18 protein-coding genes are annotated in these 24,615 nt (G+C 70.1%); 5 read left to right on the forward strand and 13 right to left on the reverse strand.

All coding sequences use genetic code 11. From position 1 onward, the window contains the following. The first annotated feature begins 2 nt into the window (after positions 1–2). Complete coding sequence (locus OG410_RS33800; RefSeq protein ID WP_329302575.1) at positions 3–440, forward strand: PPOX class F420-dependent oxidoreductase; 438 nt, start codon at positions 3–5, stop codon at positions 438–440. 248 nt (positions 441–688) lie between these two features. Here the strand turns inward: OG410_RS33800 and OG410_RS33805 are convergent, their stop codons facing one another. Then, positions 689–2,959 carry a Dyp-type peroxidase gene (locus OG410_RS33805; protein ID WP_329302576.1) on the reverse strand — a complete coding sequence of 757 codons (2,271 nt, stop codon included), beginning with the start codon at positions 2,957–2,959 and terminating at the stop codon, positions 689–691. Positions 2,960–3,288: 329 nt separating this feature from the next. Between OG410_RS33805 and OG410_RS33810 the strand changes: the two genes are divergently transcribed. After that, positions 3,289–5,190, forward strand: a complete 1,902-nt coding sequence (locus tag OG410_RS33810; protein ID WP_329302577.1) for a galactose oxidase early set domain-containing protein — start codon at positions 3,289–3,291, stop codon at positions 5,188–5,190. Positions 5,191–5,326: 136 nt separating this feature from the next. Here OG410_RS33810 and OG410_RS33815 read toward each other — a convergent pair whose 3' ends face one another. Further along, entirely contained in the window at positions 5,327–6,679 is a 1,353-nt protein-coding gene (locus tag OG410_RS33815) for an MFS transporter (protein WP_443063830.1), read from the reverse strand. 249 nt (positions 6,680–6,928) lie between these two features. After that, the gene (locus OG410_RS33820; protein WP_328446205.1) at positions 6,929–7,594 is read right to left on the reverse strand and encodes a TetR family transcriptional regulator; all 666 of its coding nucleotides are present in this window, start codon (positions 7,592–7,594) and stop codon (positions 6,929–6,931) included. 209 nt (positions 7,595–7,803) lie between these two features. On the opposite strand from OG410_RS33820, the gene OG410_RS33825 reads away from it, so the two are divergent. Then, on the forward strand, positions 7,804–8,679 hold the full coding sequence (locus tag OG410_RS33825) for a shikimate dehydrogenase (RefSeq protein ID WP_329302578.1): 876 nt from the start codon (positions 7,804–7,806) through the stop codon (positions 8,677–8,679). A gap of 76 nt (positions 8,680–8,755) precedes the next feature. Further along, on the forward strand, positions 8,756–10,636 hold the full coding sequence (locus OG410_RS33830) for a bifunctional sugar phosphate isomerase/epimerase/4-hydroxyphenylpyruvate dioxygenase family protein (protein ID WP_329302579.1): 1,881 nt from the start codon (positions 8,756–8,758) through the stop codon (positions 10,634–10,636). Between the two features lie 28 nt (positions 10,637–10,664). Here the strand turns inward: OG410_RS33830 and OG410_RS33835 are convergent, their stop codons facing one another. The 8 genes from OG410_RS33835 to tkt form a co-directional block, all read right to left on the reverse strand. After that, positions 10,665–11,120, reverse strand: a complete 456-nt coding sequence (locus OG410_RS33835) for a tellurite resistance TerB family protein (protein ID WP_329302580.1) — start codon at positions 11,118–11,120, stop codon at positions 10,665–10,667. An 86-nt stretch (positions 11,121–11,206) separates the two neighbouring features. Then, entirely contained in the window at positions 11,207–11,818 is a 612-nt protein-coding gene (locus tag OG410_RS33840) for a histidine phosphatase family protein (RefSeq protein WP_329302581.1), read from the reverse strand. A gap of 8 nt (positions 11,819–11,826) precedes the next feature. Further along, positions 11,827–12,705 (reverse strand): phosphogluconate dehydrogenase (NAD(+)-dependent, decarboxylating), encoded by an 879-nt coding sequence (gene gnd, locus OG410_RS33845; RefSeq protein WP_326784527.1) that lies wholly within the window; start codon positions 12,703–12,705, stop codon positions 11,827–11,829. Between the two features lie 6 nt (positions 12,706–12,711). Next, positions 12,712–14,361, reverse strand: a complete 1,650-nt coding sequence (gene pgi, locus OG410_RS33850; protein WP_443063831.1) for a glucose-6-phosphate isomerase — start codon at positions 14,359–14,361, stop codon at positions 12,712–12,714. After that, entirely contained in the window at positions 14,354–15,286 is a 933-nt protein-coding gene (opcA, locus tag OG410_RS33855; RefSeq protein WP_329302582.1) for a glucose-6-phosphate dehydrogenase assembly protein OpcA, read from the reverse strand. Before opcA ends, pgi begins: the two co-directional genes overlap by 8 nt. Beyond that, a complete protein-coding gene (gene zwf / locus OG410_RS33860; RefSeq protein ID WP_329302583.1) occupies positions 15,283–17,004 on the reverse strand; it encodes a glucose-6-phosphate dehydrogenase in 1,722 nt (573 codons plus the stop codon). The genes opcA and zwf overlap by 4 nt, the downstream gene beginning before the upstream one ends. After that, positions 17,001–18,170 carry a transaldolase gene (tal, locus tag OG410_RS33865; RefSeq protein WP_329302584.1) on the reverse strand — a complete coding sequence of 390 codons (1,170 nt, stop codon included), beginning with the start codon at positions 18,168–18,170 and terminating at the stop codon, positions 17,001–17,003. Before tal ends, zwf begins: the two co-directional genes overlap by 4 nt. Positions 18,171–18,189: 19 nt before the next feature. After that, complete coding sequence (gene tkt, locus OG410_RS33870) at positions 18,190–20,265, reverse strand: transketolase (protein WP_329302585.1); 2,076 nt, start codon at positions 20,263–20,265, stop codon at positions 18,190–18,192. A gap of 146 nt (positions 20,266–20,411) precedes the next feature. On the opposite strand from tkt, the gene OG410_RS33875 reads away from it, so the two are divergent. Then, a complete protein-coding gene (locus OG410_RS33875; protein WP_329302586.1) occupies positions 20,412–21,320 on the forward strand; it encodes a helix-turn-helix transcriptional regulator in 909 nt (302 codons plus the stop codon). Between the two features lie 85 nt (positions 21,321–21,405). Here OG410_RS33875 and OG410_RS33880 read toward each other — a convergent pair whose 3' ends face one another. Both OG410_RS33880 and OG410_RS33885 read right to left on the reverse strand, forming a co-directional pair. Beyond that, a complete protein-coding gene (locus OG410_RS33880) occupies positions 21,406–22,809 on the reverse strand; it encodes a glycoside hydrolase family 16 protein (protein WP_329302587.1) in 1,404 nt (467 codons plus the stop codon). 238 nt (positions 22,810–23,047) lie between these two features. Continuing rightward, complete coding sequence (locus OG410_RS33885) at positions 23,048–24,343, reverse strand: L,D-transpeptidase (protein ID WP_443063832.1); 1,296 nt, start codon at positions 24,341–24,343, stop codon at positions 23,048–23,050. Between the last annotated feature and the right edge of the window lie 272 nt (positions 24,344–24,615).

Below are 24,615 nucleotides of genomic sequence, written 5' to 3' on the forward strand. Positions count from 1 at the left end.
GCATGACTGAGGAAGAGACCCAGGACGCACTGCTCAAGCTGCTCTCCGAGTACAAGGGCGGGGTGCTCGTCACCCTCAAGAAGGACGGCCGGCCCCAGCTGTCGAACGTCAGCCACTTCTATTACCCCGACGAGGGGGTCATCCGCGTCTCGCTCACCGACGACCGCGCCAAGACCCGCAATCTGCGCCGGGACCCGCGGGCCTCGTACCACGTGACCAGCGCGGACCGGTGGGCCTACACGGTCGTCGAGGGCACGGCCGAGCTGACGCCCGTCGCTGCGGATCCGCACGACGAGACCGTGGAGGAGCTGATCAGGGTCTACCGGGACGTCCTCGGCGAACACCCCGACTGGGACGAATACCGTGCCGCCATGGTCCGCGACGGCCGGCTCGTCCTGCGGCTGCGCGTGGAGCGGGCCTACGGGATTCCCGGACGCTGAGACGTTCCCCGGCGCCCAGGCCCTGACGCACCGAGTCGGCCCGCCGGCCGGCATGCCCGGTGCTCCGACGGCCGCGGTCGACGAGGGTTCCGCGCACCCCGGCCGTCCCTGAATCCGGCCGGGGCGCGCGGAACCACGACCCAAGGGTGCCGCAGACGTGCGGTCTTCGGGCTGGACAGGCCCCGTCCCGGGAGTGGCCTGCTGTTCGGGCAGCCGGTCGTCCGGGGCGCCCGCACCACCGGCGGGCCTCAGCCGGTCAGGGACTTCCACAGCGTGATCGAGCGGTCCTCGACCGTAACCTGGTCGTTGTGCCCGTGGCCGTCGGCGATGCAGATGATCCGGTATTTCTGCTGGTGGAACACCCAGAACAGGCTCAGCCCGTTGATGCGCTGCATGTCCGGCACGGCGAGGAACTCGTCCACGCGGGAGACGCCGGCCAGCGACTGCCACAGACCGAGCGAACGGTCGCCGCGCTCGATGACGTCGGTGTGCGCGGAGCCGTCGGCGATCGAGATCAGCCGGTAGACCTGCTGCCCCAGGGAGGAGTGGAAGAGCCAGTAGTGGCTCTTCCCGTTCTGGCGCTGCATGTCGGGCACCGGCAGGAAAGCGTCCACCTGCTCGATTCCGTTGAACGAGGCCCAGGCCGAGATCGGCCGGTCGGGCCGGTCGACGGAGCCTGCCGCCTCGGGGTCGAGTCCGGACTCCGCTCCGTCCGCGATCGAGATCAGCCGGTAGACCTGGCGGCCTTCGACGGTGTGGAACAGCCAGTACCGGCTCCGGCCGTTGAGGCGCTGCTCGTCCGGCACCGGCAGGATCGCGTCCACCTTTGACACGCCGATGTAGCACGGCCAGGTGGCCAGGGGCCGGTCGGGGCGCTCGACGACGTCCTTGTGCTCGTCGCCGTCGGCGATGGAGATGGTGCGGCAGACCGGTCCGTCGCCACCGGTCCCGTAGGCCCAGTACCAGCTCTTGCCGTTGTCCCGCTGGCGGTCGGGAATCGGGAGGAAGGCGTCGGTCGGCCGGACGGTCTCCGGGAGCTTGTCGGTGAGGCGGCCGTCGCCCAGCAGTCGCAGTGTGGTGAGCGAGGGGACGAAGGCGTAGACCGAGCCCTCGGTGGTGACGAACTGATGGAAGCTCAGCTCGGTCGTCGCGGCGGGGCTCTCGAAGCTGACCTTGCCGGTGGGGCCGACCATCGGGTCGGGGCCGGGCTTCGCAGGGCGGTTCGGCGGGAAGTCGACGTTGTCGATCCACATCTTCTGGATGAACTCGAACTGCTCGACGAGGTCGGACTGGTAGCAGACGAAGAGCAGACCGCGCGGGTGGTCGGGGCCGCCAGGGCCGTCCGAGGCCGGGTCGAAGGGCGCACCGTAGGGGGCGCCGCGGCGGATGATCCGGCGTCGGTCCATGACCGGTTTCTCGGGGAACGGGTCCGTGCCGGGCTTCTCCTGCAGGCCGTCCCGGGGGTTGGTCTTGCGCAGGTGGGAGAAGAGCGGGGTGGTGAACCCCTCCGGGTCGTTGCGGTAGCCGAAGTCGTTGTCCTGGCCCGCGAGGGCGTTGTCGGGCATGTCGGCGTGCGGGCACTTGGCGACGGGAGTGCCCGAGCGCCAACGGCCCACCATCCGGGCGGCCAGCCATTCGGCGGTCGCCTCGTCCGGCACCACTTTGGCCTTCCTCAGAACCTTCAGCTGCGCGGCGACCTGCGCCCACCAGCCCGGGACGTCCTGAGCGAGCCGGCGCACCACCTGGAAGCTGCCGTTGTCGGCCCACTCCGGCATCTCGTCGTACGGAATCCCGCCGACCCGGTCGTGCCCGACGACGAACTCACCGGGCGGGATCAGCCGGGTGCCCGGGTGGTCCTTGACATACTCCGGCCGCTCCGGGTCGGGCTCGTCGAAACCGATCACCCCCGGCTCGCTGACCCCGTCCTTGAAACCGAAGTGTTCCTTTCCGCGGCGGGTGCCCGGCAGCGTGGCGCCGTTCTGCTGGAAGACGATCACGATCTTGGCCTGCGCGGCTGCCTCGCGCTGGGCGGTCAACGCGTCCTGGAGCCCGTCGGCGGTGTCGGAGGCGACGGTGATCACGGCGTGCACGGTCTGGCCCTTGCCGTCCCCGAACAGCCAGTTCTCGGGTGAGCTGTCGCCGGTGTCGCCCAGTGAGCGCTTGTGGGACCCCTCCTTGAACGCCTCCAGAGTGCCGCCCTTCCGTACCGAGGGCAGGGGGTCCTTGCCGCCGATGAGGACCTTGAGGCCCTCGTAGGTGAAGCTGACGTTCGTCCAGGTGGCCTTCAGCGCCTTCGGGTCGTCGCCGCCGGTGGCCTGCCTGGCCATGCGGAACGCCGCGTTGAAGGTGGCCACCTGCCTGGTGGTGGAGATCTGGGATGCGAGCCGCTTCACCCAGGTACGAGCCCGCGCGGGGTCCTCGAACTTGAGGAAGAGCAGTGTCATGCGGTCCTTCTTGAAGCCCGCGATCACATCGCCCTGGATGTCGTCGCTCTCACGAAGTCTGGGCTCTTCTCTCACGTTTTCTCCTTGACTGACGCATATGCCATGAAATGATCACAGTAATCGAGACGCTACGTCATGTGATCGACGAAGGCGTGAGGGCGTCGCCGGACGGGCCCGTCGGCAGGCATGCGCCGTGACGCAAAATCCCAGCCCTGCACGGGTTCTGACTCGTTCGGCCGCCGGAAGATCACCCGCCCGCCCGGCATCGCGCGACAGCGGACGATCAAGGTGTGAACACTGTGCGTAGTCATGTGCTCGCGTCATGTGCCCGCCATCAGATCGGTGACACGGCGCGGCCGCGACGCCACCGCTGCGTGCCCTTCCCCTCTCTCGCAAGGAGTCCCATGTCCCGTAGGAACCTGACCGGGCCGTCGTCCAGAAGGACGCTGGCTGCGGCGATCTCCGCGTGTGCCGTCTCCGCGCTGACACTCGCCGTGCTGTCCTCCGGCCCGGCCGCCGCCCATGAGCACGGTGGTGACGGCACCTCGGCCGACCGGGCGCAGGCCGACCCGGACGAGGCGAAAGTCATCGGCAAGGAGCACGCCGAGGAACACGCCATGACCAGGAAGGCCATCAAGGCCGTCGGCGAGTACCCGCAGTCCACCCGCACCGAGCGGCTCAAGGCGCTCGGTGCCTCCCAGGCCAAGGTCAACGCGGACTTCGACGCGATGGACTCCGGCCGGTTCCGGGAGTACTTCCAGTCCCCGGACTTCGCCGCCCACATCGCCATGCTGCCCACCGGCAAGGTGCTGCTGTTCTCCTTCGAGCGCATCGAGAGCAACCCTCAGAAGGAACCCGCCCCGACCGACACCATCGGCAAGGAGAACGCGGGCCGCGCATACCTGTGGGACCCGGCCAAGGGCACCGGTCCGGACTCGTACACCAAAGTCACGCCCCCCGTGATCAACATGCCGGACGGGCTCAACCAGCCCCGACCCGCGCCGTTCTTCTGTGCCGGTCATTCCTTCCTGCCCAACGGAATGCTCGGCGTCTTCGGCGGCAACCTCGGCGGCAACGGCGGTTCCGGCGCCAAGCTCTCCCTCGTCTTCGACCCGTGGGAGGAGAAGTGGTACCAGAACCAGGACATGGTGGTCGGCCGGTGGTACCCGTCGGTGGTGACCGGCGCGGACGGGCGGCAGCTGATCATGTCCGGCCAGTCGGAGCTCGGCTGGGGCACGCCCACCTCGATCGTCGAGCGCTTCCCCGCCCTGAACAAGCCCGTGCCCACGGCCAAGACGGACAAGCCGGAGGGCTGGGCGCCGGAACTGTTCAAGGCCGACGCCCCGTTCAAGCGCGACTACCCGCACCTCTTCTCGCTGCGTGACGGCAAGATCTACGGCCTGGGCCGGAACCCCGACCAGCAGTGGAGGTTCGACCCCGCCGCCGAGACCCGGACCGACCTGGCACCTCGCCCGGACAACATGCCGCGCAACTACGGGTCCGCCGTGCCGCTGCCCGCCGGCTTCAAGGGCCCGGACTCGGTGCTGGTGCTCGGCGGGGACCGGGACGACCCGAACACCTATCAGCTGGTCGGCGGCCAGTGGAGCAAGGAGAAGGCGAGAGCCTTCGGCCGTACCCAGGACGACACCCTGCTCATGCCGGACGCGACCCTGATGACCGTCAACGGCGCCTTCGACATCCGCGACTACGGCAACGGCCCGTACAACCCCAACGCGGATCTGAAGTACCGCCAGATCGAACTGCGCGACGAGAACGGCAACTGGAAGCTCGGCCCGGCCCAGCGGCTGCCGCGCGGCTACCACTCCAACGCCGTGGTGCTTCCGGACGGCCGGGTGATGGTCACCGGTGACGAGCTCCAGCAGCTCGCCAACGACCCCGACGTCAGCGACGACATGAACGGCAGTATCGAGATCTACGAGCCGGCCTACCTCCAGCAGGGCAGCCGCCCCCACCTCGGCACCGTGTTCAACCCGTCCGTCGGATACAACGAGAAGATCACGGTGAGCAGCAACACCGCCGCCGACGTCACCCGCGCAGTCCTGCTGGCACCGACCACCGCGACCCACTCGGTCAACACCAGCCAGCGCCACCTCGACCTGCGGATCAAGAGCCGCAGCGGCAGCTTCCTCGAACTGCAGGCACCCCCGTCCGCCAATGCGGCCCCGCCCGGCTACTACATGCTCTTCCTCCTCAACGAGGAGGGCGTACCCAGCACCGCCGGCTGGGTCCAGGTCAAGCCGGCCTCCGGCGGCCAGACCCGGGGGTCGAGCCTCCGTCCGCAGTAACCGCCCGGCTTTGAGGACCTCCGCTCTTCGGAGGTCCTCAAAGGGCTTCGGCTCCGTCACCGCTCAGAACCCCGGCGAGGCGTGGAAGGGGATCCGATCGGCGATGGGTGCGGCTCGTTTCGAGTGAGGCCGCTGCTCAGGCGGTCACGGCCTCACGCCGAACCGCGTCGCCCGCAGCGTCCTCGCCGAGCCGCTCTGTCGGCACCTTGTGGGTCTCGCGGGCGGTGAGCGCGGCGAGTACCGGCGGCACGCACAGCGCCGCGGTGAACAGCGCGACCGAGGACCAGTCGTCGCCGTCGGGACCGGCGATCTGCGCGGCGAAGGTGACGGCGAACCCGGCCACGGCGAAGCCGATCTGGGTGCCTATCGCCGTGCCGGAGAGCCGGACGCGCGTGGAGAACATCTCTCCGTAGAAGGAGGGCCAGACACCGTTCGCGGCGCTGTAGACGACGCCGAAGGCGAGGATGCCGAAGAGCAGGACCAGGGGGTAGGAGCCGGTGGAGATGGCCCACAGGTAGGCGAACATCAAGCCCGCGCTGCCCGCGGCGCCGATCAGATACACCGGGCGGCGGCCGATGCGGTCGGAGAGCATGGCCCAGGCGGGAATCGCGCCGAGGGCGACCAGGTTGGCCAGCGCGCCGACCCACAGCATCTGTGTCCGGGAGAGGCCGACCGCGTCACTGGTGCCGTAGGCCAGCGCCCACACCGTGAAGATCGTGCTGACCGAGGCGATGAGCGCACCCGCGACCACGCGCAGCACGTCCGCCCAGTGCTCGCGGAACAGCACGGCGAGGGGCAGTCCGACGACTCCTTCGGTCTCGGCCTGCCGGGTGAAGGCCGGAGTCTCCTGGAGGGTGCGGCGGATGACATAGCCGACCCCGGCGACGGCGACGCTCGCCCAGAAGGGCACACGCCAGCCCCAGGAGAGCAGCTGGTCCTCGGGCATCGTGGCGACCGCCAGGAAGACCAGGGTCGCGATGAGCTGGCCGCCCTGGGTGCCGCTGAGGGTGAAACTGGTGAAGAAGCCGCGCCGTTCCGGCGGTGCGTGCTCCAGCGTCATCGAGTTGGCTCCGGCCTGTTCGCCGGCCGCGGAGATGCCCTGAAGGACGCGGCACAGGACGAGCAGGACCGGGGCGATGCCGCCGACCTGGGCGCGGGTCGGCAGACAGCCGATGAGGAACGTCGACAGGCCCATGAGGATCAGCGTGAAGACCATGATCTTCTTGCGGCCGAGCCGGTCGCCGAAGTGGCCGAGGAAGAGAGCGCCGACCGGGCGGGCCGCGTAGGCGACGCCGAAGGTGGCGAGCGACTGGAGTGTCGCGGTGGCCGGGTCGGACTCGTCGAAGAAGACCTTCGGGAAGATGAGGGCCGCGGCGCTGCCGTAGATGAAGAAGTCGTAGTACTCCAGGGCGCTGCCGATCCAGGCGGCCATGGCGGCCTTCCTGGGCTGGCCGGGTGGCGCGTCGAGCGGGGCTGCGGGTTCGGACACGGCTTGCTCCTTCGGGTGACTCCGGGGACGGGAGTGCGGCGGGGCGCGGGCCGGTGCCGTGACCCCGAGGGGGCGGGCCGCGGCACCACCGCCGTACCGGAGAGAGCCCGGACGGCGGTGCGACGGTGGCCGGCCCCAGGCCGGCCTCCTCGCTAATTAACCCACTGGATAGTTAGTAGCGGATGGCTACGGATGCTGCGCCCAGGTCACCCGGGTGTCAAGGGGTCGCGCCGAAGGATGTTCCCGTGCTCAGTCCGCCGCGCGGTCCGCGGTCAGGTAGGCGATGACCATGTCGCCGAGCATCGAGCGGTAGTGCTCCCGCTGGTCGGGGGCGGTCAGGTCGCGGCCGAACAGGGCACCGAACGTGTGCCGGTTGGAGACGCGGAAGAAGCAGAAGGCGCTGATCATCGCGTGCAGGTCCACGGCGTCGACGTCGGCGGTGAACAGGCCCGACTTCCTCCCGGTCGCCAGGATCCGGCGGATCACGTCGAGCGCGGGCGAGCCGATCCTGCCCAGCGCCTCGGAGTCCGCGATGTGTTCGGCCTCGTGGATGTTCTCGATGCTCACCAGGCGGATGAAGTCGGGGTGCGCCTCATGGTGGTCGAAGGTCAGCTCGGCGAGCCGGCGGATGGCCGCGACCGGGTCCAGGTGCTCGACGTCCAGCTCCTGTTCGGCCTGCCGGATCACCGAGTAGGCGCGCTCCAGGACCGCCGTGAAGAGCTGCTCCTTGCCGCCGAAGTAGTAGTAGATCATCCGCTTCGTGGTGCTGGTGCGGGCGGCGATCTCGTCGACCCGGGCGCCCGCGAAACCGGCGCGGGAGAACTCCTGGGTCGCCACGTCGAGAATCTCGGCCTTGGTGCGGGCGGCGTCGCGGATGCGCCCGCCAGGTCGTGCCGGTTCTTCGACGCTGGTCATCGGGTTCCTTCGGGCGAGACGGTCGGTGTCCGCGATTCTAGAAGCAGGGCGGGCCCGGGGGAGATCGCGAGGGCGTCCTCGCGTGCCTTCGCCGGGGCGGCTCTTCCCTTCGGAGAGGCGGCTTGATATGACTAACGAACCAGTTCGTACATTAGTGACGGCCGATCGGTCACCGCTCGCCCGCCGACCCACGCCTCCGGAGGCCCGCCGTGTCCCAGACCTCGTACCTCGTCGGCCTCATCGGCTCCGGAATCGGTCCCTCCCTCAGCCCCGCCCTGCACCAGCGGGAGGCCGACCGGCAGGGGCTGCGCTGTCTGTACCGGCTGATCGACATCGACACCCTCGGCGTTCCGCCGGAGGCCGTCGGTGATCTCGTACGGGCCGCACGCGACGTCGGCTTCGACGGGCTGAACATCACCCACCCCTGCAAACAGCTCGTCATCCCGCATCTCGACGATCTCGCTCCGCAGGCCGCCGCACTCGGCGCGGTCAACACCGTCGTCTTCGAGGACGGCCGCGCGACGGGACACAACACGGACGTCACCGGTTTCGCGGCCTCCTTCGCGCGCGGACTGCCCGACGTCCCCCTGGAACGGGTCGTCCAGCTCGGCGCGGGCGGCGCGGGGGCGGCCGTCGCCCACGCCGTGCTCACCCTGGGCGCGGGACACGTCACCGTCGTCGACGCCGTGCCCGACCGCGCCGCCTCCCTCGCCGCCGCGCTGAACGGCCACTTCGGCGAGGGCCGGGCCGCCGCGGCGGCACCGGACACACTCGCGCCCCTGCTCGCCGGCGCCGACGGCGTCGTGCACGCCACCCCCATCGGCATGGCCGCACACCCGGGCCTCCCCTTCCCCGCCGCGCTGCTGCGTCCCGGACTGTGGGTGGCCGAAGTGGTCTACCGGCCACTGGAGACCGAACTGCTGCGCACCGCCCGCGCGGTCGGGTGCGCCACGCTCGACGGCGGCGGAATGGCCGCCTTCCAGGCCGCGGCCGCCTTCCGGCTGTTCACGGGGCGCGAGCCCGACACGGCACGGATGCTCGCGGACATCACCGAGCTGGCCGGCGCCGCGGGCGCCCGGAACTGAGGGCGTCGAGCGGGGGAGGCCCTGGGGCCTGTCCGGCCGGACAGGTCCTGGACGAACAGACCGAAGGAGCACCGCCATGCGTACGTCCATCGCCACCGTGTCCCTCAGCGGCTCCCTGACCGAGAAGCTCACCGCCGCCGCCCGGGCGGGCTTCGACGGAGTGGAGATCTTCGAGAACGACCTGCTCGCCAGCCCTCTCACCCCCGAGGAGATCCGGGCGCGCACCGCCGACCTCGGCCTGCGCATCGACCTCTACCAGCCGATGCGCGACATCGAGGCCGTCGCGGAGGAGGAGTTCACCCGCTCTCTGCGCCGGGCACGCCACAAGTTCGAGCTCATGCGCCGTCTCGGTGCCGACACCGTGCTCGTGTGCTCCAGCGTCTCTCCGCACGCCGTGGACGACGACGCGCTCGCGGCGGAGCAACTGCGCCGGCTGGCCGTCCTCGCCGAGGACTTCGGCGTCAAGGTCGCGTACGAGGCGCTCGCCTGGGGCCGGCACGTGAGCACGTACGACCATGCCTGGAGCATCGTCGAGGCGGCCGGACACCCCGCTCTCGGCACCTGCCTGGACAGCTTCCACATCCTCGCCCGCGGATCGGACCCCAAGGGGATCGAGGACATCCCCGGGGACAAGATCTTCTTCCTGCAACTGGCCGACGCCCCGCTGATGGCGATGGACGTGCTCCAGTGGAGCCGTCACTACCGCTGCTTTCCCGGCCAGGGCGGCTTCGACCTCGCGGGACTGCTCGTCCACGTCCTGCGCGCCGGATACCACGGGCCCCTGTCCCTCGAGGTCTTCAACGACGTCTTCCGGCAGGCCGAGGCCGGCCCGACCGCCGTCGACGCCCGCCGTTCCCTGCTCGTCCTGCAGGAGACGGTCCGGCCTCTGCTGCGCGAGGCGGCCGGGCTCGCGGCACCGCCCGCTCCCGTCGTGCCGACCGGCGTCGCCTTCGCCGAACTCGTCACACCCGATGTCGTCCCCGTCGCCACGCTCCTCGGAGCCCTCGGTTTCGCCCGTACGTCCCGGCACCGCAGCAAGCCCGTCGACCTCTGGGAACAGGGCGAGGCCCGCATCCTCGTCAACACCGGGCCGGCCGCCCGGCACGGCGGCACCGCTCTCGCCGCGATCGGCCTGGAGTCGCCCGACCCCGCCGCCGCGGCCCGGCGCGCCGAATCCCTCCTCGCTCCCGTCCTGCCGCGCCGCCGCGCCCTGGAGGACGCGCCCCTCGACGCGGTCGCCGCGCCCGACGGCACCGAACTCTTCTTCTGCGCCTCTCCCCGGCCCTCGGCGCCACCGGAAGGCAGAGTTTCCCCCGCCCGCGGCGAACTCCCGGTCTGGACGGACGACTTCGAGCCTGGGGAACGGGTGCCCCACGACGAATCCGAGGGGGAGCCGGGCGCCTCACGCGTGACCCGGATCGACCATCTGGCACTCACCCAGCCCTGGCACCAGTTCGACGAGGCCGCCCTGTTCCACCGCGCCGTCCTCGGACTGGGTGCCCAGGAGAGCGTCGACGTCGCCGACCCCTACGGGCTGCACCGCAGCCGCGCGGTCACCAACGACGACGGAAGCGTCCGGATCGCCCTCGGCGTCGGCCCCGCGCCCACGGACGACGGCGATCGTCCCCAGCACATCGCCCTCGCCACCCATGACGTGATCCAGGCCGCCCGGCGTTTTCGCGCGGCCGGCGGCCTGTTGCTGGCGGTACCCGCCAACTACTACGACGACCTGGCCGCCCGGTACGGGCTCGGCGACGAGGAGCTGGCGGTGTACCGCGAGCTCGGCATTCTCTACGACCGCGACGGGGAAGGGGAGTTCCGGCACTGCTACACGCGGACCGTCGGCCGTGTCTTCTTCGAACTCGTCCAGCGGGACGGCGGATACCGGGGGTACGGAGCGCAGAACGCCCCGGTGCGCCTCGCCGCGCAGCGCGCGGAGGGGCGGCCGGGGCGCTGAGGCGACCGGGCCCGGAGGGCAGGGCTTCCTACAGGTCGAACTCGTGCGGCGGCAGGTCCAGCGTGAAGCACGCCTCGCGCACGACGGCCTGCTCGGTCTTGTCGAAGTCGCCGTCGGCGCCGCCGATGACGATGCCGATCTGGATGACCGCGCGCGCCTCGGCGGGCTTCTTCTTCGCCTTGGCGATCTCCTGGAGGACGCTGACCTTGCCGAAGGCGAAGTCGGCCGTCAGCTTGTTCAGGTTGTCGTCGAAACGGCGCTGCAGGTCCGTGGCGTCGAAGTTCTGAAGGACCTCGTTCGTGGCGATGAGCTGGGCCACGCGCCGGCGCTCGGACGGGTCGATCGTGCCGTCCGCCGCCGCGACCAGTGCGCACATCGCCATGCTCGCGTCGCGGAAGGCGCCGCTCTTGAGGTCGTTCTTCTTCGCCACGAGCTGGGTCTGCATCGTCGACGCGGACTCCTTGATGCGGTCCCACAGGGCCATGAGAACTCCATAGGTGGTCAAGAGCCCGGTCCGCCCGAGCGGGCGGACCGGAGGACTCTTCGGTTTCTACAGCGGCACCGTGGAAACTAGTGGACCGTGACGGGAGTTCCCGGTTGATTCCAGGCGGCGATCACGGGGTCGCCGTGCTCGGTGGAGAGCCGGCTGACGGTCCCGGTCGAGAGCTGGAACAGCCGTCCCGACTCGGGCGGCAGCCCCAGGCGTCGGGCCGTGAGCACCCGCAGGAAGTGCGCGTGCGCCACCAGCACCACGTCACCGGGGTGGTTGCAGAGCGCGGCGTCCACCCGGGAGAGCACCCGGTCGGCTCGCACGCCCACCTCGCGAGGCGATTCGCCGGGGTGGCCGTCCGGGCCGGGCGGCACCCCGTCGTTCCACAGCACCCAGCCGGGCCGGGCCCGGTGGATGGCGATGGTGGTGATCCCCTCGTAGCCGCCGTAGTCCCACTCGTGCAGATCGGGGTCGGTCCGCGCGCCGGACAGCCCCGCGAGCTCGGCTGTCCGGACCGCGCGGCCGAGGGGACTGGTGAGGACCTGGGCGAAGGACCGCCCGGCGAAGAACGGTGCGAGGGACTTGGCCTGCTCCTCGCCGTGCGGAGTGAGCGGAAGGTCGGTCCAGCTGGTGTGCTGTCCCGTCAGCGTCCACTCGGTCTCTCCGTGGCGGACCAGGATGAGATCGCCCATGGTCCGGCCTACTTCGCCGACTCGACGGCGTGGCCGCCGAACTGGTTGCGCAGCGCCGCGATCATCTTCATCTGCGGCGAGTCGTCCTGGCGGGACGCGAAGCGGGCGAAGAGGGACGCCGTGATGGCGGGCAGCGGAACGGCGTTGTCGATGGCCGCCTCGACGGTCCAGCGGCCCTCGCCCGAGTCCTCCGCGTGGCCGCGCAGCTTGTCCAGGTGCTCGTCCCCGTCCAGGGCGTTGACCGCGAGGTCGAGCAGCCAGGAACGGATGACCGTGCCCTCCTGCCAGGAGCGGAACACCTCCCGTACGTCGGTGACCGAGTCGACCTTCTCCAGGAGCTCCCAGCCCTCGGCGTACGCCTGCATCATGGCGTACTCGATGCCGTTGTGGACCATCTTGGAGAAGTGGCCCGCGCCCACCTTGCCGGCGTGCACGAAGCCGAAGTCGCCCTCCGGCTTGAGCGCGTCGAAGACCGGCCGCACCTTCTCGATGTTCTCGGCGTCGCCGCCGACCATCAGCGCGTAGCCGTTCTCCAGGCCCCACACACCGCCCGAGACGCCCGCGTCGACGAAGCCGATGCCCTTGGCCGCCAGCTCCTCGGCGTGCTTCTCGTCGTCGGTCCAGCGAGAGTTGCCGCCGTCCACGACCGTGTCGCCGGCTTCCAGCAGGCCGCCGAGTTCATCGATGACGGACTGGGTGGGAGCGCCCGCCGGCACCATCACCCAGACCACGCGGGGCCCTTCGAGCTTGCCGACGAGTTCGGCGAGGCTGTGCACGTCGGCGAGGTCCGGATTGCGGTCGTAGCCGATGACGGTGTGTCCCGCGCGGCGTATCCGCTCGCGCATGTTGCCACCCATCTTGCCGAGACCGATGAGTCCGAGCTGCATGTCAGTTCACTTCTTTCGCAGGGTGCGGTAAGCGGCCACCAGGGCGGCCGTGGAGGGGTCGAGACCGGGGACGTCGGCGCCTTCGGTGAGGGCGGGCTCGACGCGCTTGGCGAGCACCTTGCCGAGTTCGACGCCCCACTGGTCGAAGGAGTCGATGTTCCAGATCGCGCCCTGGACGAACACCTTGTGCTCGTAGAGGGCGATCAACTGGCCCAGGACCGAGGGGGTGAGTTCGGCGGCGAGGATCGTGGTGGTGGGGTGGTTGCCCTCGAACGTCTTGTGCGGCACCAGCTCCTCGGGCACACCCTCGGCGCGGACCTCGTCCGGCGTCTTGCCGAAGGCCAGCGCCTGCGTCTGCGCGAAGAAGTTCGCCATCAACAGGTCGTGCTGGGCCGCGAGTTCGTCGCTCAGTTCACCGACCGGGTTGACGAAGCCGATGAAGTCGGCGGGGATCAGCTTCGTGCCCTGGTGGATCAACTGGTAGTAGGCGTGCTGGCCGTTGGTGCCGGGCGTGCCCCACACCACCGGTCCGGTCTGCCACTCCACCGGGTTGCCGTCACGGTCCACGGACTTGCCGTTGGACTCCATGTCGAGCTGCTGGAGGTAGGCCGTGAACTTCGACAGGTAGTGCGAGTACGGCAGTACGGCGTGCGACTGCGCGTCGTGGAAGTTGCCGTACCAGATGCCCAGCAGGCCCAGCAGCAGCGGGGCGTTGGCCTCCGCCGGAGCTGTGCGGAAGTGCTCGTCGACCAGGTGGAACCCGTCGAGCATCTCGCGGAAGCGGTCCGGACCGATCGCGATCATCAGCGACAGGCCGATCGCCGAGTCGTACGAGTAACGCCCGCCGACCCAGTCCCAGAACTCGAACATGTTCGCCGTGTCGATGCCGAAGTCCGACACCTTCTCCGCGTTCGTCGACAGCGCCACGAAGTGCTTCGCCACCGCCTCCTGACCGGCCTTCAGACCGCTCAGGAGCCAGTCACGCGCCGAGGTGGCGTTGGTGATCGTCTCGATCGTGGTGAACGTCTTCGAGGCGATGACGAACAGCGTCTCGGCCGGGTCCAGGTCCCGCACGGCCTCGTGCAGGTCCGCGCCGTCCACGTTCGACACGAACCGCACGCTCAGCGAACGGTCGGTGAAGGAGCGCAGCACCTCGTAGGCCATCGCCGGACCGAGGTCGGAGCCGCCGATGCCGATGTTGACGACGTTCTTGATGCGCCTGCCGGTGTGCCCGGTCCACTCGCCCGAGCGGACCCGCCCGGCGAAGTCCGCCATCTTGTCCAGGACCGCGTGCACGGCCGGCACGACGTTCTCCCCGTCGACCTCGACCACCGCGTCCCGCGGCGCCCGCAGCGCGGTGTGCAGCACCGCCCGGTCCTCGGTCACGTTGATCTTCTCGCCCCGGAACATCGCGTCCCGCAGCCCGAACACGTCCGTGGCGGCGGCGAGTTCCTGGAGCAGGGCCAGGGTCTCGTCGGTGATCAGGTGCTTGGAGTAGTCGATGCGCAGGTCGCCGACCTGGACGACATAGCGCTCGGCGCGCGCGGGGTCGGCGGCGAACAGGTCACGCAGCCGCGGGTGGAGCAGCGCGGTCGCGCGGTGGTCCTCCAGGGCCACCCACTCAGGACGCAGGGTGGGCTTGGGGTAGTCAGACACGAGGGCTCTCCTTGGGGGCCTCGCCGCGCAGGGCGATGGCGTACATCTCGTCCGCGTCGAGGCGGCGCAGTTCCTCGGCGATCAACTGGGAGGTCGTACGCACCTTGAGCGCCAGGGTGCGGGAGGGCTGACCGGGCAGGGACAGGGTCGCGAGCGGGCCCTCGGGGCGGTCGATGACGATCTCGCCGTTCGCGGTGCCCAGCCGGACGGCGGTCACCACGGGGCCCGCGGTCTCGACACGCTCGGTCCTGACCTGGAGGCGGGCCTCCAGCCAGCGGGCGAGCAGTTCGGCGCTCGGGTTCTGCGCCTCGCTCTCGACGGTCGCCGAGATCACCTTCGTGCGGGCCTGGTCGAGGGCCGCCGCCAGCATGGAGCGCCACGGCGTGAGCCGGGTCCACGCCAGGTCGGTGTCGCCCGGCGCGTACGAGGCGGCGCGGGCGTCCAGCGCCTGGAGCGGTGTCTCGACGGCGTACATGTCGGTGATCCTGCGCTGGGCGAGGGCGCCCAGCGGGTCCTTGACCGGGATCTCGGGCGCGTCCACCGGCCACCAGACGACGACCGGGGCGTCCGGCAGCAGCAGCGGCAGGACCACCGAGTCGGCGTGGTCGGAGACGTCGCCGTACGTCCGCAGGACGACCGTCTCGCCGGTACCCGCGTCGGAGCCGACGCGCACCTCGGCGTCCAGACGGGAGTTGGTGCGGTCGCGCGGGGTGCGGGCGACGCGCTTGATGACGACCAGGGTGCGCGAGGGGTGCTCCCGGGAGGCCTCCTCGGCCGCCTTGATGGAGTCGTACGCGTTCTCCTCGTCGGTGACGATGACCATCGTCAGGACCATGCCCACGGCGGGGGTGCCGATGGCCCGGCGCCCCCGTACGAGCGCCTTGTTGATCTTGCTTGCCGTGGTGTCGGTCAGGTCGATCTTCATGGCCTGCGCCAGCTCCGTCCGTCTCGTGCGAGCATCTCGTCGGCTTCCTCCGGACCCCAGCTGCCCGAGGGGTACTGCGCGGGCGTGCCGTGGCTCTCCCAGTACCCCTCGATCGGGTCGAGGATCTTCCAGGACTCTTCCACCTCCTGGTGACGGGGGAAGAGATTGGCGTCGCCGAGCAGAACATCCAGGATCAGCCGTTCGTACGCCTCCGGGCTGGACTCGGTGAACGACTCGCCGTACGCGAAGTCCATGGTGACGTCGCGGATCTCCATGGACGTACCCGGCACCTTCGATCCGAAGCGCACGGTCATGCCCTCGTCGGGCTGGACGCGGACGACGATCGCGTTGGCGCCGAGTTCCTCGGTGGCCGTGGAGTCGAACGGTGAGTGCGGGGCGCGCTGGAAGACCACCGCGATCTCCGTGACGCGCCGGCCGAGACGCTTGCCGGTCCTGAGGTAGAACGGGACGCCCGCCCAACGGCGGTTGTCCACCTGGAGCTTGACGGCAGCGTAGGTGTCGGTCGTCGACCGGGGGTCGATGCCGTCCTCCTGGAGGTAGCCGCGCACCCTTTCGCCGCCCTGCCAGCTCGCCGCGTACTGGCCGCGCACGGTGTGCTCGCCCAGGTCCTGAGGCAGCTTCACGGCCCTGAGGACCTTGAGCTTCTCGGCGAGCAGCGACTCGGCGTCGAAGGCGGCGGGTTCCTCCATGGCGGTCAGCGCCATGAGCTGGAGCAGGTGATTCTGGATCACGTCCCGGGCGGAGCCGATGCCGTCGTAGTAGCCGGCCCGGCCGCCGATGCCGATGTCCTCGGCCATCGTGATCTGGACGTGGTCGACGTACGACCGGTTCCAGACGGGCTCGTACATCTGGTTGGCGAAGCGGAGCGCCAGGATGTTCTGGACGGTCTCCTTGCCGAGGTAGTGGTCGATCCGGAACACCTGGTCCGGGTCGAACACCTCGTGCACGATCCGGTTCAGCTCGCGGGCGCTCACCAGGTCGCGGCCGAACGGCTTCTCGATGACCGCGCGCCGCCAGGACCCCTCGGGAGCGCTCGCCAGCCCGTGCTTCTTGAGCTGCTGGACCACCTTCGGGAAGAACTTCGGCGGTACGGAGAGGTAGAACGCGTAGTTGCCGCTGGTGCCCCGGGAGGCGTCCAGCTCGTCGACGGCCGCGCGCAGCTGCTTGAACGCCGTGTCGTCGTCGAAGTCGCCGGGGATGAACCGCATGCCCTCGGCGAGCTGCTGCCAGACCTCCTCGCGGAACTCGGTCCGCGCGTGCTCGCGCACCGAGTCGTGCACCACCTGCGCGAAGTCCTGGTCCTCCCACTCACGGCGGGCGAACCCGAGGAGCGAGAAGCCCGGCGGCAGCAGACCCCGGTTGGCGAGGTCGTACACGGCCGGCATCAGCTTCTTGCGGGACAGGTCGCCGGTGACGCCGAAGATGACCAGACCGGAGGGGCCCGCGATCCGGGGGAGCCGGCGGTCGCGCGGATCGCGCAGCGGGTTGTCCCAGTCGGCCGCCGGGACGCCGAGCGCCTCGGCGAGAGCCTCGGCCGCCGGGACGGCCGGCGCGTCGGCGAGGGCCTCGGGCGTCAGGCCGCCCTGTTCCACGGCGGGCGTCAGGCCGTCCTGTTCCACGGCCGCGTCACCGGATCCCTGCGACGCGGTGGCCGCATCCTGCGGCTCGCTGTCGGAAAGTGCCTCACCCTTGGTCATTCCCCTTCAACTCCCTTGCCCCGCAGGGAGGCCGCCACGGCGTCGAGAAGGTCCTCCCAGGCCGCCTCGAACTTCGCGACACCCTCGTCCTCCAGCTGTCCGACGACCTCGTCGTAGGAGATGCCGAGCGCCTCGACCGCGGCCAGGTCGGCGCGGGCCCGGTCGTAGCCGCCGGTCACCGTGTCGCCGTGGATGTCGCCGTGGTCGGCGGTGGCGTTCAGCGTGCCTTCCGGCATGGTGTTGACCGTGCCGGGCGCCACCAGTTCGTCGACGTACAGGGTGTCCTTGTACGCGGGGTCCTTGACGCCGGTGGAGGCCCACAGCGGACGCTGCTTCTGCGCGCCGGAGGCGGCGAGCGCCGTCCAGCGGGCGCCGCCCTGCGCCGAGCCGCCGACGGAGCCGAACACCGTCTCGTACGCCTCGTAGGCCAGACGGGCGTTGGCGAGCGCCGCCCTGCCCTTGAGCGCGAGCGCCTCGTCCGTGCCGTTCTTCGCGAGCCGCTTGTCGATCTCGTTGTCGACGCGGGAGACGAAGAAGGAGGCGACGGAGTGGATTCCGGCGAGGTCGATGCCCGCGGCCTTCGCCCGCTCCAGGCCGGCGAGGTAGGCGTCCATGACCTCGCGGTAGCGCTCCAGCGAGAAGATCAGCGTGACGTTGACGCTGATGCCGAGACCGATGACCTCGGTGATCGCCGGGAGCCCGGCCTTCGTCGCCGGGATCTTGATCATCACGTTCGGGCGGTCGACCAGCCAGGAGAGCTGCCGGGCCTCGGCGACGGTCGCGGCGGTGTTGTGCGCCAGCCGGGGGTCGACCTCGATGGAGACCCGGCCGTCACGGCCCTCGGTCGCCTCGAACACAGGGCGCAGGATGTCAGCTGCGGCGCGCACGTCCGCGGTCGTCATCATGCGGACGGCCTCGTCGACCGTCACCCCGCGTACGGCGAGGTCGGCGAGCTGCTGCTCGTACCCCTCGCCGGAGCCGATGGCCGCCTGGAAGATGGACGGGTTGGTGGTCACGCCCACCACGTGCCGTGTGGCGACGAGTTCGGCCAGGTTGCCGGATTCGATGCGCTTGCGGGAGAGGTCGTCGAGCCAGATGGAGACGCCTTCGCCGGAGAGGAGCTCAAGAGGTACCGCGGTCGCGGTCGTTTCGGTCACAGTGATCATCTTCCTTCGTGCGAACGGATCAACCGCGGACTGCGGCAAGAGATTCCCGCGCGGCGGCGGCCACGTTCTCGGGGGTGAAGCCGAACTCGGCGAACAGCGTCCCGGCGTCGGCCGAGGCGCCGAAGTGCTCCAGCGAGACAATGCGTCCGGCGTCACCGACGTACCGGTACCAGGTCAGACCGATTCCGGCCTCGACCGCCACGCGGGCCTTCACGGACGGCGGAAGGACACGGGCGCGGTACTCGGGGGACTGCTCCTCGAACCACTCGACGGACGGCATCGACACCACGCGGGTGCCGACCCCCTCGGCCTCCAGCAGCTCGCGCGCCGCGACGGCGAGCCGCACCTCGGAGCCGGTCGCGACGATGACGAGGTCCGGGGTCTCGGTGGAGGAGTCCCGCAGGACGTAACCGCCGCGCGCGGCGTCGGCGTTGGCCGGGTAGGTCGGCACGCCCTGACGGGTGAGGGCCAGACCGTGCGGGGCCGGGTTCGTGGCGTGCCGCTTGAGGATCTCGGCCCAGGCGATCGCGGTCTCGTTGGCGTCGGCCGGGCGGACGATGTTCAGGCCGGGGACGGCGCGCAGCGAGGCGAGGTGCTCGACCGGCTGGTGGGTGGGACCGTCCTCGCCGAGGCCGATCGAGTCGTGCGTCCACACGTACGTCACCGGGAGCTGCATCAGCGCGGACAGCCGGACGGCGTTGCGCATGTAGTCGGAGAACACCAGGAAGGTGCCGCCGTAGATACGGGTGTTGCCGTGCAGCGCGATGCCGTTCATCTCGGCGGCCATCGAGTGCTCACGGATGCCGAAGTGGATCGTGCGGCCGTAGGGGTCCGCCTCCGGCAGCGGGTTGCCCTTCGGGAGGAAGGAGGACGTCTTGTCGATGGTGGTGTTGTTCGAGCCGGCCAGGTCGGCGGAGCCGCCCCACAGTTCGGGGAGTACGGCGCCGAGCGCCTGGAGGACCGTGCCGGAGGCTGCGCGGGTGGCGACACTCCCGCCCTCCTCGAACACCGGCAGCGCGCTCTCCCAGCCCTCGGGAAGCTGTCCGGCGACGATCCGGTCGAAGAGCTTCGCGTTCTCGGGCCGCTCGGTGCGCCACGCGCCGATCCGCTTGTCCCAGGCGGCGTGCGCCTCGGCACCCCGGTCCAGGGCCTGGCGGGCGTGGGCCAGCACGTCGGCGTCCACCTGGAAGGTCTGTTCCGGGTCGAAGCCCAGGATCCGCTTGGTGGCGGCGATCTCCTCGGCGCCCAGCGCCGAGCCGTGCGAGGCCTCGGTGTTCCGCGCGTTCGGGGCGGGCCAGGCGATGACCGTGCGCATCGCGATGATGGACGGGCGTCCTGTCTCGGCCCGCGCGTCCTTGAGCGCCGTGTACAGGGCGCGCACGTCGATGTCGCCGTCGGGGGCGGGCTCGATGCGCTGCACGTGCCAGCCGTACGACTCGTAGCGCTTCAGCACGTCCTCGGAGAAGGCGGTCGCCGTGTCGCCCTCGATGGAGATGTGGTTGTCGTCGTAGAGGAAGACGAGGTTGCCGAGCTTCTGGTGGCCGGCGAGCGAGGAGGCCTCCGCCGAGATGCCCTCCTCCAGGTCGCCGTCGGAGACGATCGCCCAGATGGTGTGGTCGAACGGGGACTCGCCCTCGGGGGCCTCCGGGTCGAACAGACCGCGCTCGTAGCGGGCGGCCATCGCCATGCCCACCGCGTTGGCGGCACCCTGGCCGAGCGGACCGGTCGTGGTCTCCACGCCCGCGGTGTGCCCGTACTCGGGGTGGCCGGGCGTCTTGGACCCGTGGGTGCGGAACGCCTTCAGATCGTCGAGGCCGAGTTCATAACCTGACAGGAAGAGCTGGGTGTAGAGGGTCAGCGAGGTGTGGCCGGGGGACAGGACGAAGCGGTCGCGGCCGGTCCACTCCGGGTCGGCCGGGTCGTGACGCATCACCTTCTGAAAGAGCGTGTACGCCGCCGGGGCCAGGCTCATCGCGGTTCCGGGGTGGCCGTTGCCGACCTTCTGCACGGCGTCGGCGGCCAGAAGGCGGGCGGTGTCGACGGCTCGGCGGTCGAGCCCGGTCCAGGTGAAGCCGTCGGAGCTCTGCGTGCTCATCTTCAAGAAGTCCTTACGACATGGGCTGCAACGCGGTCTGTGCGTTCAAACCTAAAAGTCAGACTTTTGCTGGGGAAGGTGCCCGCGTGTCAGCCTTCGGTGAAAATGGGACACGTGGAGCCGTGGCGAGCCGACGCGAGAAGGACATGAACGACAGAACCACCCAAGGCGGCACCGGCGGTGCAGCCGGCCGGGACGGCATCAGGACCTTTCCCTTTCCGGCCGATCTGAGCCTGTCCGGCGTGGGCATGCAGGTCGGCGCGATGGGGGCCGGACGCACCTGGCACGCGGACGCCCCGCTGGAACGCGTCCACCGCATCGACTTCCACGTCGTGATGCTCTTCCACGAGGGACCGGTGCGGCACATGATCGACTTCGCGGAGTACGAGGCCCGCGCGGGCGACATCCTGTGGATCAGGCCCGGCCAGGTGCACCGCTTCTCCAGCACCGACCCGTACCGCGGCACCGTCCTGACCATGCAGCCCGGATTCCTGCCCCGCGCGACCGTCGAGGCGACCGGCCTCTACCGCTACGACCTGCCCCCGCTGCTGCGCCCCGACGCCGCCCGGCTGGCCGCACTGGAACACGCGCTCACCCAGCTGGAGCGCGAGTACGTCGACACGACCACGCTGCCGCTCAGCCTGCGCACCGCGGTGCTGCGGCACTCGCTCACCGCGTTCCTGCTGCGCCTCGCCCACCTCGCGGCGAGTTCCGCCGAGGCCGCCCACGAGCACACGGACACCACGTTCACCCGCTTCCGGGACGCGGTCGAGAAGGACTTCGCCGTCAACCACAGCGTCAGCGCCTACGCCGACGCCCTCGGGTACTCACGCCGGACCCTGGTGCGCGCGGTGCGGGCCGCCACCGGCGAGACGCCCAAGGGGTTCATCGACAAGCGGGTCGTCCTGGAGGCCAAACGGCTCCTCGCCCACACGGACATGCCGATCGGGCGCATCGGGGCCGCCGTCGGCTTTCCCGACGCGGCCAACTTCTCGAAGTTCTTCCATCAGCACACCGGGGCGACCCCGGTGGCCTTCCGGACCGAACTGCGCTGAGCGGGACGGACCTGGTGGGTCCGCCCCGCTCGTCGGGCTGTTCTACGGGTGACTACCCGTCAGTTCACCTTGCCGGTCCCACCGGTCAGTGACCGAAGTCGAACCAGTTGACGTTCACGAAGTCCGCGGGCTGGCCGCTGGTGAAGGTCAGATAGACGTCATGGGTTCCGGTCACGGAGCTCATGTTCGCGGGCACGGTCCTCCAGGACTGCCAGCCCCCGGTGTTGGCCAGCGCGAAGCTGGCGACCGGTGTGCTCGTACGGCTGTCGAGGCGCACCTCGACCAGGCCGCTGACGCCGCCCGCCGCGCCGCTCGCGACCCGGCCGAAGAACTGGGTGGCCGCCGAGGAGCCGAAGTTGACACCCTTGTAGACCGCGTAGTCGCCGTTCGCGATCGTGCCGATGTCCTGGCCGCCGCCGGTGTCCGTGGTGGTCTCGCTGACGACGCCGCTCTGGCTGTCGTAGGACTCGGCCTGGATGGCGCTGTAGGCGTCACGGTTGCCGGTGGGCGGCGGAGTGGTGCCGCCACCGCCGCTGCCGGCCGCCTGGAGCACCTGGACGTAGTCGACGACGAGCGGGTGACCGGGCTCCGTGCCGCTGTCGGGGCCGCCGCCGAAGGCGTCGGGGAAGCCGCCGCCCATCGCGACGTTCAGGATGATGAAGTAGCCGTGGTTGGTGGCGTTCGCCCAGGTGGTCGCGTCGACCTGGTTCGCCTTCACCGTGTGGAAGTTGACGCCGTCGAGGTAGAAGCGGACCTCCTCGGGGCTCGTCGACCTGTCCCACTCCATCGCGTACGTGTGGAAGCCGGCCTGGCAGGTCGTCCCGGTACAGGGCGTGTTGTTGCCGATGCCGCTGGTCTCGTTGCACGGGCCGCCCGGGCTGGTGCCGCAGTGCATCGTGGCCCACTCGGTGTTGAGGCCCTGGACGTTCTCCATGATGTCCAGTTCGCCGACGCCCGGCCAGTTCTGGTAGTTGCCGCGGTAGGGCGCGCCCAGCGCCCAGAAGGCGGGCCAGTAGCCCTTGGCGGCGGCGCCGGTCACGTTCGGCATCTGCAGCCGTGACTCGACGCGCAGCTTGCCCCCGGCCGGGGGCTGGAAGTCGGTGCGCTTGGTCTCGATCCGGCCCGAGGTCCAGTTGCCCGAGGCGTCACGGCGCGGGGTGATCAGCAGGTTGCCGCTGCCGTCCAGGGCCACGTTGCTGGTGCTGGAGGTCATCGTCTCGACCTCGCCGGTACCGAAGTTGGCCGGCCCGCCGGGGTAGCTGGTGCCCGTCGTGTACTGCCAGTTGGTGGTGTTGACGCCGCTCCCGGCGGTGCCGGTGAAGTCGTCGACGAAGACCTGGGACCAGCCGGTGGGGGGTGTGGGCGCGGACGCGTTGGCGGGGAGGGTGGCCGCGGTCGCGGCGGCCGCCGCCAGGCTCAGCGTGCCGAGCACGGCGATGAGCACGCGCCGGACGGAGCCGCGTCTGGGTGTGCCGGAAGTTTCACTCATGGGTGCCTCTTCGCGTACGGAGTGTGGGGTGCGCGGGTGGGGGGGAGCGCTCCCATGGCTGCTTGAGAGCGCTCTCACAAAAGCTGCGCGGCCAATGTGCTCTCTGTCACTCCGGTCGTCAAGAGGTGAAGCCGAGAAAGTCCTTTCGCTGCAAGGGAGTTCACGCCGTGAAGGAAGCCGGAAGGCCCGATGGACGTGCCACGAAGGGCAGTTGAAGCCTGTCCATCGGGTTCGGCCCTCAAAGAGCGCTGCCGGCCTTCCAGTCGGCCCAGGACAGGTTCCAGCCGTTCAGGCCGTTCGACGCTTCGACGGTCCGCTCGCCCGAGTTCTCGACGACCACCACGTCGCCGAGCATCGAGCTCTCGTAGAACCGGTAGCCCGGCACGGAGTTGTCGTTCGCGCCCTTCGTGTCATGGAGGCCGACGCAGCCGTGGCTGGTGTTGCTGCCGCCGAATACCGAGGCCGCGGCCCAGTAGTTGCCGTGGATGAAGGTGCCCGAGGTGGTCAGGCGCTGGGCGTGCGGAACGTCCGCGATGTCGTACTCGTCGCCGAGCCCGACCGTCGAGGACTCCATCCGGGTCTCCTTGAACCGCTCGCTGATCACCATGATCCCGGACCACGTGGTGTGGTCCGCGGCGCCGCCGCTGACCGGGTAGCCGGCGAGGGTGCTCCCGTCCCGTTCGACCGTCATGGTCTTCTTCGCGAGGTCGACGGTGCTCACCTGGCGGCGGCCGATGTGGAAGGTGACGTCCTTGGACTGGACGCCGTAGACGCCGTCCGTGCCCTCTACGTCCTTGAGGCGCAGACTCAGCGTGATCTTCGTGCCCGCCGCCCAGTACCCCGCGGGACGGAAGTCGAGCCGGGTGTTCCCGAACCAGTGACCGACCACCTCGACCGCGGGCTCCGCCGTCACCGTGATGGCCTTTTCCACGGCGGCCCGGTCCTTCACCGCCTGGGTGAAGTTGATCGACACGGGCATGCCGACGCCGGACGTCGAATTCGCCTCGGGCGTGAAATAGCCGGCGAACGTCTCGCCCGGGGACTTCGTGACGAACGTCGCGGTGTGCTCCGCGGCACCCACCGCTTTCGCCGTGACCGTGTATTTGGTGCCCGAGTACGGATTCCTGGCGGAGGTCCAGCGCGTACGGTCGTCGTTGAAGGATCCGGCCAGAGTGGAACCGTCGTTGCCGGAGACCTCGACCGCCGACAGCGTGCCGTCCGTCACGGAGACCACGACCGGAGCGGTGAAGCCGGCCCTCTTCGTGCCGTCGGCGGGGGAGACGGTGACCGTCGGCGTCTTCACCTGCGTCTTCGCCTTCGCCCCGGCCCCGGTGGCACCCGTCGCCGTCGTGTCCTTCCCGTCGGCGGCGCCCGCCGTACCTCCGCACCCGCTCAGCGCGAGGGCCGGTACGGCGGCACCGAAGGCCGCGAGAATTCCACGCCGTGACCAGGCCGGACGTCCCGGACGCCGGCGCACCGGCCCCGGGTCCCGCGGTGCGGACTCGGGCCGGTTCGATATCTCAGGGACGCCCACGGAACGCCTTTCCTCGGTTCTCTCGCTCACCACCACTGCGGGTGCATCCTGCGGGACTTTCCTGGGTTGATTCTTTGAATCCGGCTGCCCCAGCCTGAGATTCCCGTGAAGACGCGCGGAGAGACGGCCTGAATCCACGGTTGCCGGGCCACCCCGCATTGTGAACAGAGTATGAAGTGCCCTACCCGATCCTGAGTTCTCCATGAGATCCCCCTTCCGGGAGTTCTTCCAGGAGTTCACTCGGGAGTCCTTCCGGGAGCCCTTTCGGGACT

Origin of the sequence: Streptomyces sp. NBC_00659, from assembly GCF_036226925.1 — a bacterium.
Lineage (GTDB): Bacteria > Actinomycetota > Actinomycetes > Streptomycetales > Streptomycetaceae > Streptomyces.

What these genes read in the sequence shown, in the direction of transcription:
- OG410_RS33800 (WP_329302575.1), top strand. Translation starts at nt 3, where the DNA reads ATGACTGAGGAAGAGACCCAGGACGCACTGCTCAAGCTGCTCTCCGAG.
- OG410_RS33810 (WP_329302577.1), top strand. Translation starts at nt 3,289, where the DNA reads ATGTCCCGTAGGAACCTGACCGGGCCGTCGTCCAGAAGGACGCTGGCT.
- OG410_RS33820 (WP_328446205.1), bottom strand. Translation starts at nt 7,594, where the DNA reads ATGACCAGCGTCGAAGAACCGGCACGACCTGGCGGGCGCATCCGCGAC.
- OG410_RS33830 (WP_329302579.1), top strand. Translation starts at nt 8,756, where the DNA reads ATGCGTACGTCCATCGCCACCGTGTCCCTCAGCGGCTCCCTGACCGAG.
- OG410_RS33835 (WP_329302580.1), bottom strand. Translation starts at nt 11,120, where the DNA reads ATGGCCCTGTGGGACCGCATCAAGGAGTCCGCGTCGACGATGCAGACC.
- OG410_RS33840 (WP_329302581.1), bottom strand. Translation starts at nt 11,818, where the DNA reads ATGGGCGATCTCATCCTGGTCCGCCACGGAGAGACCGAGTGGACGCTG.
- gnd (WP_326784527.1), bottom strand. Translation starts at nt 12,705, where the DNA reads ATGCAGCTCGGACTCATCGGTCTCGGCAAGATGGGTGGCAACATGCGC.
- opcA (WP_329302582.1), bottom strand. Translation starts at nt 15,286, where the DNA reads ATGAAGATCGACCTGACCGACACCACGGCAAGCAAGATCAACAAGGCG.
- zwf (WP_329302583.1), bottom strand. Translation starts at nt 17,004, where the DNA reads ATGACCAAGGGTGAGGCACTTTCCGACAGCGAGCCGCAGGATGCGGCC.
- tal (WP_329302584.1), bottom strand. Translation starts at nt 18,170, where the DNA reads ATGATCACTGTGACCGAAACGACCGCGACCGCGGTACCTCTTGAGCTC.
- tkt (WP_329302585.1), bottom strand. Translation starts at nt 20,265, where the DNA reads ATGAGCACGCAGAGCTCCGACGGCTTCACCTGGACCGGGCTCGACCGC.
- OG410_RS33875 (WP_329302586.1), top strand. Translation starts at nt 20,412, where the DNA reads ATGAACGACAGAACCACCCAAGGCGGCACCGGCGGTGCAGCCGGCCGG.
- OG410_RS33880 (WP_329302587.1), bottom strand. Translation starts at nt 22,809, where the DNA reads ATGAGTGAAACTTCCGGCACACCCAGACGCGGCTCCGTCCGGCGCGTG.